The following is a 15,142-nucleotide window of genomic DNA, read 5'->3' as shown; positions in this document are numbered from 1 at the left end:
GTGCTCATTAACTTGCGGATTGGATGATGTTAGCACTCAACTCCGACGAGTGCTAATGATAAGGCCTTTTATGGGGATTACAAGACCGCACAGCACCGGAAATCAACAGCTGAGGTCGGTCTTAGCTTTGGGGCTTGCTATAGCCCGTCAGCCGCTGCAGCTTCGCAAGGTCCTCGGGGGCCGCTTCGGGTTGCAGTAGTTTAGGCCTTCCATGCCGCCGACCGTTGCTGTAGTGTCCAATGTGATCAAGCATGCGCCGAGGGTGTGCGGCCAATGTTGCCTCATCCTTTAGGTAGACGGACACAAAGTCGTTCCAGATATCGAGGCGTTGCCGCGTGGTGAACGATTCCAGTAGCACTGGCTTGTAGCCTGCGCGATGAGCCCAGTTCACCAGCGCCATGCCGGCATCAGGGTAGAAGCGCCAGCAGTCCACAGGGTAGCGGTGGAACTCGCCATTGGACGGTACGTTCAGGTAAAACAGGCCGTTGGGCTTGAGCACCCGCAACACCTCGTTGAACATGAGCCAGAAGAATTCGACGTGTTCGAAACATGAGCTGCTGACCACCGTGTCCACTGATCCTGCGTCAAACGGCAGGCGGTAAGGGTCGTCCAATACAAGGTCCACGCCAGGCCCAGCTTCAAAATCCAGGCCAATGTAGCGACAGCCCTCGGGCACCAGTGGCCGAAGCGAGCCGTTGACGTCCTGGGCTCCAATGTCGAGCACAGTGGCTCCTGTGCGACCATACAGGTAGCATTCAAAAAAAGGCGGCCGTTATCCAGGGCGGTGGGGTGCATTGCGGGGGCGTTAAGGCCGTTGCCAAATTGTAGGACCGGTTTTGGCTACACACCCGGTACTTGCTGGCTATTTCTGCCTGCCGAAGGCGGGACCCTCGACCAACACTGCGCAACCTTCAATGCCGTCGTGCGCAGGCTTTGGGTAAACTGGCGCGGAACTCTGAAATGGATGGTGTGTGTACCGTATTTGCCCAGTCGTGCTGCTGTTAAAGCCATTAGCCTGGGGAGGCTTGTTTGACTGCTGCGTCATCGAAACCCAGCTCAATGGACTGTCCGTGCTGGCGCGCCGGGTTGATTAATTAACTTTATGGACGCCGATTCTTTCGCATTTCAAAGGGTTACGGAAAGTTGGCGGCTCTATGCCGCAGGTGAGCTGGACGCCGCGATTTTGGAGGCGCAGCAGGCATCTGCGGGGGGCAGACCATCAAACCAGGCCCTTGCTGCTCTTGGTTTTTTTCTGATACAGGCTGGTCGGGACGACGAGGCCGCAGATGTTCTTTTCCCCGCACTTGAACATGCTCCTGCGTATGCACCGCTGCATTGGTACGCTGGCTACCTGTACCAACGGCGCAGTGACGCGGCTGCTGCAGCCGCGGCTTTTCAGCGCGCCTGCGAGCTCGATGATTCGCTCGATGAAGCGGCCTATGCATTAGCATGGGTACTGCACGACCTGGGCCGGATTGAAGAGGCCGCTGACTGGGCTGCGCACGCCATTGCGCAAAGGAAATTGCCGCAACGATGGATGCAAATGGGATGGTTGCAGCAGAAGCGCGAGCTCCACGCATCGGCGGTGCAGGCCTACCGTGAAGCCATCACCGCGTTTCATTCTGCCGCGCCCGAACAGCCCCGGCTGCATCTGCACCTGGCGCAGTGTTTGCAGGCGGTGCAGGATGTGGACGGGGCCGAGGCCGTGTTACGACAGGCCCTAGACCAGTGGCCACTGAATGCTGAACTGGTGGCTGAAGCGGTGCGCCGTTGCTGGAAGCGTGGAGACTGGCAAGGCGCGAAGCGGCTAGCGCGCGATCTGGTGCAGGCGCAGCCTTCACGGGGAGATTCCTGGCTTCTGCTGGGTGCAACCCTACAGGACATGGGTGAACTGCAGGAGGCTGATGAAGCGCTGGCCAACGCACACGAATTGGATCCGGGCCTCATTGATGCAATGTTTCGCAGGGCGCAGATCCAGCGTGGCTGGGAGCGCTTCGTGGGCGCTAGGTGGCTGCTGGAAATGGTATTGGACCAGGCGCCCGATCATGCGATTGCGCAGGATCTCATGGCCCAGGTGCTGCTCGACTTGGGCGAGACGCTCGCGGCACGCCGTGTGCTGGTCAGGCGCTTGCGACAACACCGTAATGCGGTGGATTTGCGGCGACTGTTGGCCGTGGCCCAGTGGCGGCGAGGGCGTTTGCAGATTGCACAGCGAACGCTTCGCCATGTACTCACCCTGGCGCCCGACGACATTGAAGGCCTTCGCATGCAAGGCTGGTTGGCGCTGGAACTTGGCAACAAGGCCCTCGCCGTTGAGGCGGTAAGGGCTCTAGTGACGCGCTTGCCGGGCGATAGCCCGGCCCAGATTCAGGCGGCGTTCATCTTTACCCGTGCGGAGTTGATCGCTGAAGCGCAGGGCTGGGCGGAGCGGGCGGTGGCACACGCGCCCGATTCGGCAGAGGCCTGGCGCGCATTATCCGAGGTGCGGCTGCGACAGCGTCGACTGGCCGACGCTGAACTGGCAGTGAAGGCCGCCCTACGTCTGGCGCCAGACCATGTGGACGCGCTGCGGCAGATGGGCTGGGTGATGCTGAGTGCCGACCGGCCGGCGCAGGCCCAACTCGCCTTTCTGCGCGCTGTTGAATGCAAACCTGACAACCCCGCTCCGCGACTTGAACTGGCTGAGGCGCAAAGCCGGACCGGAAACTTTGCAGCGGCTCTGGCAGGTGTCGATGCCTTGCTCGAAGCGCAAGTCGGCTGGCCACCCGCCCTGCTGCTCAGGGCCCGCGTGTTGACCGAGGCCGGTGATGGTGACGCCCTGAATGCGTGCGCCCGGCTACTACGCCACGACCGTTTTGCGCCAGATGCGATCAAGACTACCTTGCGCTTGGTCGGGTTGGGCAAGCCGAATGCCCGTTCGCTCTTGCGCCTGATCCCCGTGGAGGTTCTGCGCAATGCCCTGCGTGATGCTTTGCAGCAGGCTGTTTACACGCAGGGGCAGTCGTATCTGGACCGCCTCGCCCTGATCGCTCGTGAGGACCTGGATGAAGATCCATGGAATGGTGCTGCGATGTTGTACGCGGCCTCGCTGTGCGCCGGGTCTGACAGGGCGGATTTGTCGCTTCAGGCGCGGAACTGGTACCGCAGCCTCAAGGTTAGAAGTGGGCTGACGCGTCTGCCGCATTCGAAGCAGAATCTGGCTTTTGATACGAGGCCACGCATCGCCTACATGGCGGGGCAGCTGCACCAGAGTCTGTTGCGTCGCGTGCTGGCGGCCCATTCGGGCGATCGAGCCCAAGTCTTCCTGTACACCAATCAGGTGTGGCCGGATCTTCCGCCGCACATCTATCTGCAACCGCTGCTGATAGATACCCTGGCCGAATCGTGCGCTGCCAACCGGATCGATGTGGTGATTGATGTTGGCGGCCTTCACCCGTTTCAGGGACAGTTTGCCTTGTTGCAGGCCTATGCGCGCCGCTTGGCCCCGGTGCAGATGGGCTGGCTGGGGTGCTGGGGCTCCGCGGGCGGGCTGTTTGATGTGCTGCTCGCCGATGAGGTATCGGTGCCGGTATGCCACGAAGTTCACTATGACGAGGTAGTTTGCCGGATTGCAGGCGGACAGTGGTGCTGGGACCCATCCGTCCTGGCGCCAGCGGTCAGCGCGCCACCTGTGCTCAGCCTGGGTTCTGTTACCTATGGCGTTACGGCGCGCGGTTTAAAGCTGGGTGCCGCATGTCTGGCCGCTTATGCGCGTATCGTGGCCGATACCCCCAATTCGACTATCCGCTTCGTTGGTGAGGTGGCGGGCGACTGGCCCCAGCGTTGCGAGATTCTGTCGTGCATGCAAGCCCAGGGCGTTAGCGCTGGTCGGGTGTTTTTCCACCCCTTCATGCCGCATGCCGACTACCTGGCATGGTTTGGCCGCGTTGATCTGGTGCTGGACAGCTTCCCTGGCAACGGAGGCCTGAGCCTGCTGGATCCCTTGTGGATGGGTGTGCCGGTAGTCACGCTGGCTGGTGAATGGGTGGGCGCCAGGCAGGGGGCCTCGGTGCTGGCGTCGCTGGGGTTGTTGTGCTGGAGCGCTGAGACCGTGGAGGGTTTCTGCGCACTCGCGGTTAAGCTCGTGGCAGATGTGGAAGGCCTGTCGGCGCACCGTCTGGCGCTGCGTGACCGCATCCTCGGCTCCGCGCTGGTGGACGGACAGCGCGTTGCCTCGCAGATTGAAGCCATCTGTGCCCGGCTGAAAGGAGCGTACCAGGACCTGGCGGCGGCGGATGGCGCCAAGGCTCGCACACGTATGCAGGCACAAAAATTTCTGGATACCTGGCTGCGGCTGCCCCGAGTGGTGGACTTTCCGGCTGTGCCTTCGGACGTGGTACCCGACCTCTCTGTGGTCGTGGTGCTGTTCAACCAGGCTGGCCTGTCGCATCGCACGCTGCAGGCGCTGGCTGATCAGCGTGGCCCAAGCTTCGAGACTATTATTGTTGACAATGCCTCGACGGACCGCACGCCAGAGCTTCTGGCGTGCCTACGTGGGGCGCGCGTGATTCGCAATTCAAACAACCTGGGGTTTCTGCTGGCTGCGCGGCAGGGTGCCTGCGCAGTACGAGGCCGGTATTTGGTTTTCCTCAATAGCGACGCCATCCTGTTGACGGACGCGCTCGCTAATGCTTGCAAGGCCATGGATGCAGACCCCAGCATTGGTGCCATGGGTGGGCGTGTGGTACTGACAGATGGCGGCTTGCAGGAAGCTGGTAACGTGGTCTTTGACGATGGGCGGGCTGGTGGCATTGGTCGTGGTGAAGATCCCTTTGGTCACGCTGCGCTGCATGCCCGAGCAACAGACTATGTTTCTGGTGTTTTTCTGGTCACCCCGGCGCCGGTATGGCGCATGCTCGGAGGCTTCGACGTGGCGCTGGCACCCGCCTATTACGAAGATACTGACTATTGTCTAAGGGTGTGGCGCGCGGGCTTGCGCGTCGTGTACGAGCCTTCGGTGTTGCTGGAGCATCTGGAATGGGGCAGTGCTACAGGCGACAGCGCCACACAGCTTATGGAGTGCAATCGGGCTGTGTTCCGAAATCGTCACGCGACATGGCTCAAAGGGCAACCTATGCCACAGGCATTACCGCTCGATGGCGACCGGTGGCGGTCGCCCGAGGACCAGGCCCGACGCCCGCGTGTGCTGTTCCTGGAAAACGAAGTCCCGCATATGTTCAAAGGCGGTGGCCTGCCGCGGGCCCGCCTCATGCTTCAGGCTCTGGACGACTGGCCGGTGACTCTGTTTCCGCTTTGGACGCTGCAAGACAACTGGCGTGCGGTCTATGCGTCCATTCCGCGCAGCGTCGAAGTCGCACTGGGCTACGGGCTGGACGGGCTTGAATCGTTCCTGGAGCGGCGCCTTGGTGTATACGACGTTCTGCTGGTTAGCCGGCCTACCAACCTGGACGCCATTAAACCCTTGCGCCGGCGACGGCCGGATCTTTTTGCTGGTATGCGGCTGGTCTATGACGCGGAAGCGCTTTTCGCGCTGCGTGAGGTCGCCATGGCGGGTGTGCAGGGTCATCCACTTTCGCGGGTTGCAGCGCAGGCCCGGATGGATGCTGAGATGTCTTTGGCAGCCGGCGCCAGTGATGTGCTTGTGGTTTCGCAGCGCGACGCCCGATATTTCGAGGCCGCAGGCCACCGGGTGGAGGTTCTCAGTCACAGCACGCCGGTGCGGCGTAACGCCCCCGGCGTCGCAACCCGCAGCGGCATGCTATTTGTGGGTGCCCTGCATCCTGGTACGCCCAATGAAGACGGCCTACTCTGGTTCATCCGCAAAGTGATGCCGTTGCTGCGTAGGCGACTGGCGTCGCCGCCACTTCTGTCGGTGGTGGGTGTGTGTCTTTCTGATCAGGTGGCGGCCCTCGTGGGGCCCGAGGTGATGGTGTTGGGGCCGCAAGAAACGCTAGAGCCGCACTATGACGCCGCCCGAGTGTTCATTGCACCGGTGCGATTTGCGGGCGGCGTTCCGGCAAAGGTGATTGAGGCCGCTGCCAACGGTATTCCCACAGTAGCCTCAGCCTTGCTGGTGCGCCAACTGGCTTGGCGCGACGGGCTGGACATTGTGGGTGCCCGCGACGCCAGGGCTTTTGCCGCCGCAATTGCCCGCCTGCTGGAAGACGACGCGGTGTGGGAGCGTCAGCAGTCCGCCGCATGGGAGCAGTGTGCGTTGCGCTACAACCCCGACCTTTTCGGGCGGGCGCTGCGTCGGGTGCTGTACCAGGCTGCAGAGGGAGACGCATGAAACCTCACCCGTTGGAGCAGCCCACGCTGAAGCGCGTCAGGTTTTTGCGGGCCAGGGGGCAGGAGGCACAGGCGGAAGCGGTTCTTTGGGAAGCGTTGGCGCAGGAGCCCAATCTGGCCACAGTGCATCTGGAGTTGGCGCAACTGCGGTGGCCTGGGCCAGACTACCTCCACTGGCTGGCATGGCTGCACGGCGAGCTGCAGCCACGGCTGTATGTGGGGATCGGTGTGGAAAGGGGTGAGTCGCTGAAGCTTGCGTTGCCACCAACGCGGGTCATTGGGGTTGACCCCGCGCCCATGGGCGATCCACTGGCGGCCTGCAATGCGGCGGCAAGCCTGTATCGTCAGACCAGCGCGGAATTCCTGAGTGATCCACCTGCGGACTGCGGACTGCGGGCTGAGGGAGCAGGGTTTTGATCTGGCCTGTGTCGACGGGGATCATCGCTTCCAGAGCGTGCTGGAGGATTACATTGGCCTTGAAAAGTGGGCTGCGCCAAGCGCTTTGGTCGTGCTGCACGACACCTTGCCGCTGACCAACGTGACCGCCACCGCAGAGCGGCAATCCGGGTTTTATACCGGTGACGGCTGGAAGCTCGTGCCCTGCCTCAACGCGTTGCGGCCCGAGCTGCGATTGCTGACCCTGCCTATCGCGCCGACAGGCCTCACGCTGATAACTGGGCTGAACCCGCGCTCCGACGTGCTGTACGAACGAAAGTCGCAGATTGTTGAGGTGTATGCGCGGCTTAGCGCGCAACGCATTGTCGAGCGGCCCGGGGCAGTGGTAGGGCCACTGGGACTCAGCGAAGCGAATGCGGTGAGTCGGTGGCTTCTGGACGCGGGCGTGCAATCACGCAGCTGAAATGGTGCTCAAGTCTCCCCAGCCGGTCGAGATCTTCTTCGGTGGCGATCAGGGCCTGCAGCCACGGCCCGGCTTCCGGCGACTGAAAGTTCTGCGCCACGTCGGCGAGCAGCAGATGCAACACCGAGCCACCATAGGGTCGTTGCATCATGATCTCGAAATACTCGCCCAGAAGTGGCAGGATCTGCGACGAGCAGACGGCTTCGCTCGGGTCCACCGCGATTACCTCATCTACGGTCGGCGCACGAAAGCCTCGCTTGATCCCACCCGAGCGCGTGGTCAGCAGTCGCTCGGGCAGCAGGTCCGCCAGCGCGCAAATTTGCTCCATGTTGTTGGGGGAAAACTGGAACCGGTCGGGGCCTACGTATTCGTCGAGGAAAAACCAGCCTCCGGGTGTCAGCAACTGCGCGACGACGCTGAAAAGCTGCCGCAGTTGGGAGCAATGGTGCACGCTGGCCACGCCCAGAACGGCGTCAAAGCTGCCTGAAAGAAAAGGCGGCTCACCGAGCGGCAGGTTATCCATGTTGGCCTGAACGTATTCGATCGACGCGATGCCAGCGGCGCTTTCGCGGGCCACCGCTAGTACCTTGGGGGACAGGTCGAAAGCCACGATCTCGCGGGCCCATCCATTTTCATGCAGATCGCGTTCGACCCGCCCGGCGCCGCAACCCAGTACCAGCACGCGGCGCAGCGGCAAGGCGCCCGCCGCTGCAAGGTGCTGCGCGAACCACGCGAGCGGCCCGATTGACGCGTCGCCGCTGACCCTGCGATTGATCAGCGTCCGGACTTCTTCCAGATGAGTCCATTGCAGGCCGTTGGCGACCCATGAATGTGGGTTGCCCCATACGGCATCGAGCCGGTCGGAGAGGTGAGAATCGAGCATCAGGCTCAATCTTACAATGGGCGTCTCTCCTAAAGGATGCGGCATGGGCTTTCCGCCAGGACATTTTTATTCGTCGATCCCTGACCCCGTCGACCTGCTGAAACGGGAGGACAGGGTCTGGGCCCTTCGGGAAAGCCTCTCGGGTGTTGACACCCAGGTGCCAGCCCAGCTTGCCTTGCTGAAACGGCTCCGCCCCCACCTGGTCACCCTTCACTATCCGGTGGAAGCGCCTGCTGAGCCGGGCCGCTACTATTACATGAATGGCATGTTCCCGGTGCTTGACGCCGAGTTCCTCTATGGCGCGTTGTGCCTGTTCAGGCCGAAACGCATTGTGGAGGTGGGCTCGGGGTTTTCGTCCCTGGTGATGGCGGATGCGAACGTCGACGTGTTTGGCGGCGCGCTGGACATTACTTGCATCGAACCGTACCCCCGTGATTTCCTTCGCGCGGGTGTGGAGGGCATCACGCGGCTGCTACCGTCACGCGTGGAGGAAACCGATCTAGCGGTGTTTGCCCAACTGGAGGCGGGCGACCTGCTGTTCATCGATTCGTCCCACGTGTCCAAGGCCGGAAGCGATGTGAACCATCTTTTCTTTGAGGTGCTGCCACGACTCAAGTCAGGGGTGTATGTGCACCTGCACGACATCTTCCTGCCGGACGAGTACCCCAAGCCTTGGGTGATTGATGAGGAACGAAGCTGGACCGAGCAATACCTATTGCACGCCTTTTTGATGTTCAACACCGACTGGCGCGTGGTGTGGATGGCGCACTACATGTTGAGTCGCCACCGTGAGGCGGTTTGCTCGGTTTTCCCACGTTGTCCGGGTCTGGGCGCGGGGGGGAGTTTCTGGATGCAGCGCTGCTAGGGTTTCGACAGGCCGTGGTCGAACTGGGCTAGCCCGCCCGAATGTGCGAGGTGAGGTCGCTGATCGGGGCTGCAAGGTTACGTCGCCAGTAGCGGCCTTTGGTGCATGCAGGAATGAAACCCAAGCGAGGATAAAGATCGGCCACGACGCCGTTGCGCGAACTGGGCAGGTACTCGCCGCTCAAGGTCGTGGCACCCTGATCCTTAGCCAGCGCAATGAGGCCCACCAGCATGAATTGTTCGGCTGAGCGTGAAAAGACGCGGCAACTCATGAGCCAGCTGTCGATTCGCAGCACGTCGCCTTCGCGTACCAGCAGCATGGAAGACACTTGGCCGTGGTCACCGAACCGGTCTTTGAGCTGGAAAACCAGCAATTGCTGGTCGGGTCGCGCCAGTGTGGCCGCCAGTTGCGGCTGCGCGTAGCGTCGCGTTGTCAGGTTGAACTGGTTGGTCTTGAGTTCAAGCTGGGTCAGACGGGGCAGGTCGGCGGCTTGCGCGACGGCGAGCCGACCGACCATCTCCAGTCCTTCAAGGTAGGTGCTCAAGTCGGCTGCGGTCGACTGTGTAGCCAGTGCTTCGCAGCGCGCTGTGTAGGTTGCGGTGCGTCGTAGGTCGGCCACGGTATAGCTCTGAAGATCAAACCAGTGGCCGGATTCCAGACGTTCAATGAACTGGGCGGGGTCGGTGCCGAGGTCCACCAGTGCCACTTCAGGCAGGATCTGCTCAATAAGGGAACGCTCCGCCGGGTTGTCGTCCACGAAGACCATGGTATCAAGGCTGAGATTGAGCTCGGTCGCGATCTGCCGCAGACCCGTAGCCTTGTCACTCCAGCTGCAGACGAAGGCGGAAAAGTCACTGCGGCTCAATGCGCTCACTGCATGACTAAGCCCGCTGACTGCTAGTGCTAGATCATTCTTGCTGCACACAGCGAGTACTACGCCCCGTTGGCCCAACTGGGCGATGTACTGCTGCCATGCTGCGAAGGCCTCACCCCGGGCGCCGTGATCTAGGCCCAGGGCAATGCCCTCGGGACCATCGTCACCGATCGTGCCGCCCCAAAGTGTGTCGTCCAGGTCAAGCACTAGCAGCTTCTTCGCGCGTCCGGTTGCGGCGCGCCAGGCACCACGAAACCAGGGCAGGTAGTCGGCCAGGAAGCGCGGGTCAAATCCGAGTTTGCCGGCATAGTAATACCGTGCTGGTGACCATGTCACCCGTCCTACCTGGGCTGCGAGTTGGTCGGCTTGTAACCAACACACCCGACCCGCACCGGCCTCGAATAGAGCGGTATTGAGTGCATCAACGCGGCTCGCCATACTGGCCGGAGACCGGCGCTCGGCGATGCCTCGTAATTGTTGCGACGGTGGAACCAGAGTGTGCTGGATGATGATGCAGCGCCGCGCCTCCAGAGCGTCCCACAGTGCTTCGAACCGGCGCACCTGGGCCTGAGTATCGGCGTCAACCCGATCAACGGGCGTGTCGACCGGCAGCGCTGGCCAGGTGTTTCGCCAGTCGGGGATCAGCACTACTACATCGGGTCGAAAGGCATGCAGAGCTGAATCCGGGTCCAGGCACTCTTGCTGCATCACACCGTAGGGGGCCGCGTAAAGCAGGGGCAACACACCTTCCTGCGCGATGGCACAGGCGACCGCCCGCGCCAGCAAGTCAGACGTTAGGTCGCCCACCACGGCGACCCGCTGAACCGACGTGCCGGCGCTTTGAGCTTCCTGCGCTAAATGCTGCAACTGGTCGGCGCAGGCCATCACATCGGCTGGAGTCCATTGAGGCGCCGCGAGACGTGCACGCAGCGTGTCGGGAAGATTATTCGCTGCCATGGCGGGCCAGCACCTCGCGAACACCCCGAACCGTGATGAGCTTTTCAATGTCGTGGTTGTCCAGGGTGATGCTGTAGTTGATCTCGATCATGCTGGCGAGCAGGATGGTCTTCAGGCTGTCCCAGGCGGCCACGGTGTCGATGCCGTCGTCTTCATTGAGGTCTGCGGCATCTACCTGCAATACCGAAGCGATCAGCGTCAAGACGTCAGACATAGGTGCATTTTCCTGTTGGGAGCAATATATTTTTCACGCTGGCAGTTCCAGCGCAATGGCCGTGGCTTCACCACCACCCATGCAAAGGGTGGCGATGCCGCGGCGCAGACCATGGTGCTCCAGGGCATGGAGCAACGTCACGATGATCCGGGCACCCGTGGCGCCAACAGGGTGCCCCAGCGCGCAGGCGCCGCCGTGAACGTTCACACGCTGCAGGCCAATACCCAGCTCCTGCGCCACGGCCAGAACACCGAGTGCAAAGCCTTCGCCGATTTCAAAGAGATCAACCGAGCGCGCTTCCCATCCAGTCTTGGCCAGTAGTTTGCGCACGGCGCCAACCGGTGCGGTGATGAACTGCTCTGGCGCCTGTGCGTGTGACGCGTGTCCACGCACCAGAGCGCGGACTGGCAAACCCTGCGCATCGGCCCGAGAGTGGAGGGTGAGCAGCAACGCTGCCGCGCCATCGGAAAAAGGCGCGGCGGTTGCCGCCGTCACCCTGCCATCCGGCGGGAACAGAGGCAGGAGTGTCGGCACTTTTTCCGGCTGCGCACGGATCATTGGTTCATCGATCGACACCGTGGAGCCGTCAGGGAGTTTGAACGGGAAGATCTCGCGCTCAAATGCGCCACTGTCTTGGGCCGTGCGAGCCCGAGTCACAGAGATGATGGCCTGGGCGTCCTGGTCGGCGCGGCTAATGCCTCGCGCTAGAGCGATGGCGTCCGCAAACCGGCCGAGTGAGGGAGAGCCCTGGCCGGTGCAGGCATCCAGCATGCAATCCAGCAGCAGATGATCGCGCAGACCCGCTTGGTAAGCCCCGCGTTCACGACCGAGTAACAGGGGAGCCCGGCTCATGTTTTCCATACCGCCCGCGATCACGCTCGTCAGCGTTCCAGCACGCAGCAGATCATGCGCCAACATCACTGTCAGCATGGCTGACCCGCAGACTTTGCTGATCGCACTGCAAGGCACGCTCGGCGGCAAGCCCGCAAAGAGCGCAGCCTGACGGACGGGCACCTGGCCCAAACCTGCAGTGAGCACATTGCCCAGATACACCTCTCCAACGTCCTTCGGGTCCATGCCGGACCACGTTAATGTGGCAGCGATTACGGCGGTACCCAGTGCCTGCGCAGCGACGTCTTTGAATACACCCTGATAGGCGCCTGTCGCAGTTCGTACCGCAGCGGTTATGACGACGGGATCTTCCATATTTCAGCCGATCTGGCGATTCTTACCAGTCAGCGTTATTGGTGATGTATCGCTCAAAGTAGTCATAGAAAGTCCAATTTTCAGTGTACCAGCGGTAGGTCTGCCCAGGTTGCCAGAAGGTCAATCCCAAGACCTCGGCCACCATGGGATGAATAGGCATTTGCAGGTCACCCATACCTTTGAAGCCCGAGGCTGAAAGGCAAGCTTCCAATCTGGCCTCTTTGCCGCCAAGAATCGGGCGAACGACCTTGGCGACCCTGCGGGTCAGCTCGATAATGGCAGACTGAGACATATGCCCGCTAGTCCAGAACAGGTGTTGGTCACGGAAATTCGCTTCAACGAAGTCCGCGAGCTGGATGTCGCACTGGGTATCGTAGCGGCACATCCGGTCGATGTCGCGCTGCAGACGAATCTCGAGGTTCGGCATCTTCCTATAAGACAGATCAAGGTAAGCCGCCACGGCGAGGGGCCCGGTAAGTCCCGCATTCCTGATCTGCAGCCCGATTATGTCGCCTAGTTGGTAGCGCCCCCAGGGAAAGGCGGGGTCGATGGTGCCGCGAGGCTCCGGGCACTCGAAGGGCCACAGGCTCGTCATTACGAAGCTCGGGTAGGTGATGACTGGGCAGCACGCAGGCAAGCGTGCCTGAACAGCGAGTGCTGCAGGGTTGGTGGTGTATTCCTCCAACTGCCACAGCACCAGCGCCACGTTCTCAAAAAAATGGTCGGACAGCTCGGTGGCTTTGTCTGCGCCAGGGAAGATGTGGTTGGGCGCGAAGACGAAGCGATAGTCGTCGTTTAAGTCATCGAGCGTTGCCAGAGTCTGGGCCAAAAACGGCGCCTGGCAATTGCCGTAGACCAGAACGGTCCGCGCTTGCGCCGTTGCACCGCCGTACGTCAGGACTTGCGACATGCGGATTGACCGTGATAGATGCGATAGATGACCGTAGACGGGGCGATCTGCAACAATGCCCATTTGGACATGGGGTAGGAAAACGGTGACATTTGAGTTGTATTGCGACATTGAGTGGGTTCAGCGTGGAGCATACTTTGTTCATCATCGGCGTCGCTTCGTCCAGACTTGGAACACTGTTGCAGGACTGGGGCTTTCCACTGGCGTAGTGCTGGACGCAGGCGGGGTGGGTCCTGTAGCAACTTACCTCGGTAGCATGGGCTGGGAGGTGCGCGGCACAGAGGTGGACCTGCGCGGCCCCTTGCCTTTCCCTGACCAATGCATTGATCTCGTCCTGTGTACTGAAGTTATTGAGCACATCAAGGATGTTGACAGTAGCGAACTGCGTGACCTTGAGGCGTTCAACTACTCGGGTGTCGAGAGCATGCTGTGCGAGATGAGGCGCACGCTGCGACCAGAGGGTTTGCTACTGGTAACAACGCCCAATGCGGCTTCCATGCACATGCTGGCCAAATGGATTTATGGGGAGTTGTTACTGGCCGATCCGCAACATGTGCGGGAATTCACGCTGGCGGACCTTGACCGGGTTGCGCTCAAGTGCGGTTTGAGGACGGTCTGGTCCAGAACCATGGATAGCTGGAACCTGGGTGGCGATGAGGTCGTGGACAGGGTTGCCGAGGTGCTGCAAAGCCTGCCGTCGATGCCTCAGTTGGAACGCGGAGACAACATCGTCGCGCTATTTGCCAGAGACTGAATTCGCATCCAAAAACAACTTGCAATTATCAAATAATTACGCCGCCAACCCGTAGCAGCCTGGGGAAGCAGTGGTGTCAGCTTACCCGTCGGGGGAAAGAAGCTGCGTATCATGCTGTCATAGTGCGTGATCCGGTTGCGGCGCCTCGCCGTGTGAAAGCAAAGGAAATGACATGTTGAAGAACAAAGTGGCTTTGGTAACCGGTGGCGGCTCCGGTATTGGGCGCGCGGTAGCGCAGGTGTGGGCGCGTGAGGGTGCCAAAGTCGTCGTGTCGGACCTAGACGTTGCAGGTGGTGAGGAAACGGTAAAACTGGTGCGGGCTCAGGGGGGTGACGCTATTTTTGTCGCGACCGATGTGGGCAAGGCTGCCGACTGTGAAGCACTGGTCAATGCGACTGTGGCTCATTATGGTCGCTTGGATGTGGCTTGCAACAATGCCGGCATTGGTGGGCCCTCTGCCCCCACGGCGGACTATCCGCTGGATGGGTGGGCGCAGGTTATCAACATCAACCTGTCGGGTGTTTTCTATGGCATGAAGTACCAGATTGCTGCCATGCTGAAAAATGGTGGAGGTTCTATCGTGAACATGGCTTCCATTTTGGGTGCCGTGGCATTTGCCAACAGCCCGGCCTACTCCGCAGCCAAACACGGTGTGCTGGGTTTGACGCAAGCCGCCGCGCTGGAATACAGCGCCCAGGGGGTTCGCGTCAACTCCGTGGGACCGGGCTTTATTCACACCCCCATGATCAGCGGACTGGAGGCTGACGACGGCGTGCGTGCGTTTTTGGTGGGAGCGCACCCCATTGGCCGTTTGGGCAAAGCAACGGAAGTAGCCGAGCTTGTTGCTTGGCTGTCATCAGACCGTGCCTCCTTTGTCACCGGGGCCTATTACCCGGTTGATGGCGGCTATCTGGCACGCTAACCCCAGCGCATGACCTGCCTGTAGCCACACGACCACGTTCGGCGCGTAGACGTGGGTAAACTGCTGGCACGATGAACCACGCAGCACCCCATGACACGCCCCACTGGCCCCCGGTTGGTACCGGCCGATGGACCCGGTGGTGGGGCTACTTGGTGCGCTGGTTGGTGTTTGGGTTGGTCGTGCACCTGTTCCAGCCGGTAGATGGCGCCAGTAACCCGTTCTGGGCGCAAAAGCTCGACCAGGCCTTTATGGGCATGTCATTTGGTCTGGCCGGGGCAGTCGTATTCACCCTGACCGAGAACCGTTTCAATACACCACGCGTGCGCTGGAAATCCTGGGCCATCGTGCTGGCCACGTGGCTGCTTGTCAAGACACTGTTTGTGAGTGTGCTGGCCACCTTCGGCTGAATC

At 61.2% G+C, this 15,142-nt stretch carries 13 protein-coding genes; 7 read left to right on the top strand and 6 right to left on the bottom strand.

All coding sequences use genetic code 11. The features are described 5' to 3' along the window. Positions 1-121 precede the first annotated feature (121 nt). Positions 122-724 carry a class I SAM-dependent methyltransferase gene (locus IPI80_RS00840; RefSeq protein WP_413856232.1) on the bottom strand — a complete coding sequence of 201 codons (603 nt, stop codon included), beginning with the start codon at positions 722-724 and terminating at the stop codon, positions 122-124. Between the two features lie 378 nt (positions 725-1,102). On the opposite strand from IPI80_RS00840, the gene IPI80_RS00835 reads away from it, so the two are divergent. The 3 genes from IPI80_RS00835 to IPI80_RS00825 are packed head-to-tail and all read left to right on the top strand — an operon-like array spanning position 1,103 to position 7,147. After that, a complete protein-coding gene (locus tag IPI80_RS00835) occupies positions 1,103-6,289 on the top strand; it encodes a glycosyltransferase (protein WP_413856230.1) in 5,187 nt (1,728 codons plus the stop codon). Then, entirely contained in the window at positions 6,286-6,705 is a 420-nt protein-coding gene (locus IPI80_RS00830; protein ID WP_413856228.1) for a tetratricopeptide repeat protein, read from the top strand. The genes IPI80_RS00835 and IPI80_RS00830 overlap by 4 nt, the downstream gene beginning before the upstream one ends. Next, positions 6,656-7,147, top strand: coding sequence for a class I SAM-dependent methyltransferase (locus IPI80_RS00825; protein WP_413856226.1), 492 nt, complete (start codon positions 6,656-6,658; stop codon positions 7,145-7,147). The genes IPI80_RS00830 and IPI80_RS00825 overlap by 50 nt, the downstream gene beginning before the upstream one ends. On the opposite strand, the gene IPI80_RS00820 is transcribed toward IPI80_RS00825, so the two are convergent. Next, positions 7,086-8,030 carry a class I SAM-dependent methyltransferase gene (locus IPI80_RS00820; protein WP_413856224.1) on the bottom strand — a complete coding sequence of 315 codons (945 nt, stop codon included), beginning with the start codon at positions 8,028-8,030 and terminating at the stop codon, positions 7,086-7,088. The genes IPI80_RS00825 and IPI80_RS00820 overlap by 62 nt on opposite strands. Before the next feature lie 43 nt (positions 8,031-8,073). Here IPI80_RS00820 and IPI80_RS00815 point away from each other — a divergent pair, with 43 nt between their 5' ends. Continuing rightward, positions 8,074-8,895, top strand: a complete 822-nt coding sequence (locus tag IPI80_RS00815; RefSeq protein ID WP_413856222.1) for a class I SAM-dependent methyltransferase — start codon at positions 8,074-8,076, stop codon at positions 8,893-8,895. A 28-nt stretch (positions 8,896-8,923) separates the two neighbouring features. On the opposite strand, the gene IPI80_RS00810 is transcribed toward IPI80_RS00815, so the two are convergent. Genes IPI80_RS00810 through IPI80_RS00795 form a run of 4 tightly spaced genes read right to left on the bottom strand, consistent with a single transcriptional unit; the run spans position 8,924 to position 13,056 of the window. Further along, the gene (locus IPI80_RS00810; RefSeq protein ID WP_413856220.1) at positions 8,924-10,726 is read right to left on the bottom strand and encodes an HAD-IIIC family phosphatase; all 1,803 of its coding nucleotides are present in this window, start codon (positions 10,724-10,726) and stop codon (positions 8,924-8,926) included. Next, a complete protein-coding gene (locus IPI80_RS00805) occupies positions 10,713-10,940 on the bottom strand; it encodes an acyl carrier protein (RefSeq protein WP_413856218.1) in 228 nt (75 codons plus the stop codon). Before IPI80_RS00805 ends, IPI80_RS00810 begins: the two co-directional genes overlap by 14 nt. A 33-nt stretch (positions 10,941-10,973) precedes the next feature. Continuing rightward, entirely contained in the window at positions 10,974-12,146 is a 1,173-nt protein-coding gene (locus IPI80_RS00800; protein WP_413856216.1) for a thiolase family protein, read from the bottom strand. Positions 12,147-12,168: 22 nt separating this feature from the next. After that, positions 12,169-13,056 carry a WcbI family polysaccharide biosynthesis putative acetyltransferase gene (locus IPI80_RS00795; protein ID WP_413856214.1) on the bottom strand — a complete coding sequence of 296 codons (888 nt, stop codon included), beginning with the start codon at positions 13,054-13,056 and terminating at the stop codon, positions 12,169-12,171. A 55-nt stretch (positions 13,057-13,111) separates the two neighbouring features. Between IPI80_RS00795 and IPI80_RS00790 the strand changes: the two genes are divergently transcribed. From IPI80_RS00790 to IPI80_RS00780, 3 genes are all read left to right on the top strand, one after another. Continuing rightward, positions 13,112-13,810 (top strand): class I SAM-dependent methyltransferase, encoded by a 699-nt coding sequence (locus IPI80_RS00790; protein ID WP_413856212.1) that lies wholly within the window; start codon positions 13,112-13,114, stop codon positions 13,808-13,810. A 172-nt stretch (positions 13,811-13,982) separates the two neighbouring features. Beyond that, complete coding sequence (locus tag IPI80_RS00785) at positions 13,983-14,732, top strand: SDR family oxidoreductase (RefSeq protein ID WP_413856210.1); 750 nt, start codon at positions 13,983-13,985, stop codon at positions 14,730-14,732. Positions 14,733-14,803: 71 nt separating this feature from the next. After that, positions 14,804-15,139 (top strand): hypothetical protein, encoded by a 336-nt coding sequence (locus IPI80_RS00780; protein ID WP_413856208.1) that lies wholly within the window; start codon positions 14,804-14,806, stop codon positions 15,137-15,139. The last annotated feature ends 3 nt before the right edge of the window (positions 15,140-15,142 follow it).

It is taken from the genome of Candidatus Aalborgicola defluviihabitans, assembly GCF_016705985.1.
GTDB lineage: Bacteria > Pseudomonadota > Gammaproteobacteria > Burkholderiales > Burkholderiaceae_C > Allorhodoferax > Allorhodoferax defluviihabitans.
This window is presented reverse-complemented; position numbering and strand designations above follow the sequence as displayed.

What these genes read in the sequence shown, in the direction of transcription:
- IPI80_RS00835 (WP_413856230.1), top strand. Translation starts at nt 1,103, where the DNA reads ATGGACGCCGATTCTTTCGCATTTCAAAGGGTTACGGAAAGTTGGCGG.
- IPI80_RS00830 (WP_413856228.1), top strand. Translation starts at nt 6,286, where the DNA reads ATGAAACCTCACCCGTTGGAGCAGCCCACGCTGAAGCGCGTCAGGTTT.
- IPI80_RS00820 (WP_413856224.1), bottom strand. Translation starts at nt 8,030, where the DNA reads ATGCTCGATTCTCACCTCTCCGACCGGCTCGATGCCGTATGGGGCAAC.
- IPI80_RS00815 (WP_413856222.1), top strand. Translation starts at nt 8,074, where the DNA reads ATGGGCTTTCCGCCAGGACATTTTTATTCGTCGATCCCTGACCCCGTC.
- IPI80_RS00810 (WP_413856220.1), bottom strand. Translation starts at nt 10,726, where the DNA reads ATGGCAGCGAATAATCTTCCCGACACGCTGCGTGCACGTCTCGCGGCG.
- IPI80_RS00805 (WP_413856218.1), bottom strand. Translation starts at nt 10,940, where the DNA reads ATGTCTGACGTCTTGACGCTGATCGCTTCGGTATTGCAGGTAGATGCC.
- IPI80_RS00800 (WP_413856216.1), bottom strand. Translation starts at nt 12,146, where the DNA reads ATGGAAGATCCCGTCGTCATAACCGCTGCGGTACGAACTGCGACAGGC.
- IPI80_RS00795 (WP_413856214.1), bottom strand. Translation starts at nt 13,056, where the DNA reads ATGTCGCAAGTCCTGACGTACGGCGGTGCAACGGCGCAAGCGCGGACC.
- IPI80_RS00790 (WP_413856212.1), top strand. Translation starts at nt 13,112, where the DNA reads ATGCCCATTTGGACATGGGGTAGGAAAACGGTGACATTTGAGTTGTAT.
- IPI80_RS00785 (WP_413856210.1), top strand. Translation starts at nt 13,983, where the DNA reads ATGTTGAAGAACAAAGTGGCTTTGGTAACCGGTGGCGGCTCCGGTATT.
- IPI80_RS00780 (WP_413856208.1), top strand. Translation starts at nt 14,804, where the DNA reads ATGAACCACGCAGCACCCCATGACACGCCCCACTGGCCCCCGGTTGGT.